This window comes from Arthrobacter sp. FW306-1B-G06A (assembly GCF_058781765.1).
The window spans coordinates 1-2,092 of sequence record NZ_JBYSXB010000085.1; the positions used below are offsets into that span (position 1 = coordinate 1).

Genomic DNA, 2,092 nt, shown 5'->3' on the forward strand with positions numbered 1-2,092 from the left:
ATGGCAGCTGGTATTCTAGCTTGTGTTGTAGATGACGGCCTCCGGTCATGGGAAGCCTTTACCGCAATGGAGGAGTTCGCTGGCAAGGGCACGGGAGCATGGCAATGGCGCAGGTGAGCCTTCCAGCGGCTGCGGCGCCCGTTTGTCCGGCACTCAGGGGACACCTCGTTCCTGCTTGACCGAAGACACCCGGGGAGGGCGACGATGCCTCGAATCAAACTTCACCTGGAGAGCGCCTGGCCGGTAGCGGTGACTGGGTTCGCTCTTTATCAACCCGAAAGGCCAGGACCGGGGATTCACCGCCTCGTGATGCAGATCCTTATGTTGAGTAACCGGTGGGGCGCTTGAAGGGGCTGCGCTTGGGGAGACTTCGGCGAACCATTGCTGATCTTGACATGACAAGGGGTTTACCCGGGACAAACAAACTGACCCCCGTAGCAGGTGATCAGAAGACGAACAGGAGTAGACGGATGACATTATTTGAAGCAACCCGCCGTCCGTTGACCGTTAACGGCGAAAGGATGAGGGAACTCTACCGGTGGTTTCACGCCCATCCGGAGTTGTCGTTGCAGGAACACAACACCGCGGCTCGGATCGAACAGGAGTTGGACGACATCGGCATAGCCCACTTCCGTTGCGGGGGCACCGGGGTGGTGGGCGTCCTTGAGAACGGGGCCGGTCCGGTCGTTGCTTTCCGCGCTGACATGGATGGGTTGCCGGTCCAAGAAGATACCGGGCTGAGCTACGCAAGTACGGCCCGCGCAGAGTTGGCTGGAGACAACGTTCCCGTCATGCACGCCTGCGGACACGACGTCCACATGACTGCCCTTTTGACCGCCGCGCGCGTACTCTTCTCTTCGCGCGAAACCTGGTCTGGAGCAGTCGTGCTGATCTTCCAGCCGGCCGAGGAAATCGCGGCCGGCGCACGCGCAATGATTGAGGACGGATTGTGGGACCGAGCCCCCAAACCGGCCGTTGTCTATGGTCAGCATGTAATGCCCTTGGCTGCGGGGAGCGTCGGGTACGCCTCCGGTCACACAATGACCCTCGCTACCAGTTGGCGCGTGTCGGTGCTCGGACGTGGCTCGCATGCCTCACAGCCTCACGCGTCCATCGATCCGATCACACTCGGAGCGCACATAGTGACCAGGCTCCAGACAATCGTGTCCAGGGAGATCGACCCGCGTAAACCTGCGGTCGTAACCGTCGGCACTTTTCACGCCGGAATCAAAGAGAACGTCATTGCTGATGCCGCGGAGCTCACGCTGAACTTCCGAAGCTTTGACCCGGATGTTCATGAGCAGATGCTCTCTGCCGCCAGACGTATCATCAGGGCGGAAGCTTCTGCATCTGGAGCTCCGGAACCGCAGATCGAGGAGCTCTATCGTTTCCCTCGGATCTACAACGCGCCGGAGGCAACGGAGGACCTCATGAGTGCATTGTCCGCCCGGCTGGGCCCTGACGCTGTTCGCCGCATCCCTCCGATGATGCATTCGGAAGATTTCGGGCTCCTCGCAGAGGCCATCGATGTCCCGGCCGTTTATTGGTTCATCAACGGATACCAGCCTGCCCTGCCTGACGGGGATCCAGTACAGAACCACTCACCTCAATTTGCGCCAGCGATTGAGCCCGCTCTCGACATCGCAACAGAAACAGCGCTGGGATCGATCCTGCTTGGACTGCAAACCAACCCGGAGGCCCTCGGCGACTTCGACAGCATCAGCGCGGCCCTGGGGTAACTGTCGACGCGTCCAAAATGCCAGCTTGGAGCGATGGCCGGGACGGTAACTTCTGATGCCGCTCGCGCATGCGGGCCTTCCCCGGGACACTCCCGGCCGAGTCAGACAACCCGGGTGGCATTGATGACGTGGGTCGGGGGACCGAATCCGATTCCCGTGTTGGGTCGCCCAGCTTTACGAGTTGGTGTCTTGTTGCATCGGAAAGCGGCCCCGATTCCGTCCAGCTCACCGCGGAACAGCATCACTATCGTCCCCGGGGTCCGCAGCCTGGCGCGCGGGAGCGGGACTTCGGCTGCTCGGCCCGGTCGCGAACACGACGAACGAGTTGATACGCCTGGAATACCAGCTGCCAC

Annotated in this window: 1 protein-coding gene; it reads left to right on the top strand. The window is 61.2% G+C overall.

What is annotated here, in order from left to right; genetic code table 11:
* The first annotated feature begins 470 nt into the window (after positions 1-470).
* Positions 471-1,739, top strand: coding sequence for an amidohydrolase (locus tag AC3WJM_RS22975; protein WP_492273053.1), 1,269 nt, complete (start codon positions 471-473; stop codon positions 1,737-1,739).
* Positions 1,740-2,092 lie beyond the last annotated feature (353 nt).

Bases quoted from the DNA above. Each gene is read 5' to 3' on its own strand.
- AC3WJM_RS22975 (WP_492273053.1), top strand. From the start codon at position 471: ATGACATTATTTGAAGCAACCCGCCGTCCGTTGACCGTTAACGGCGAA.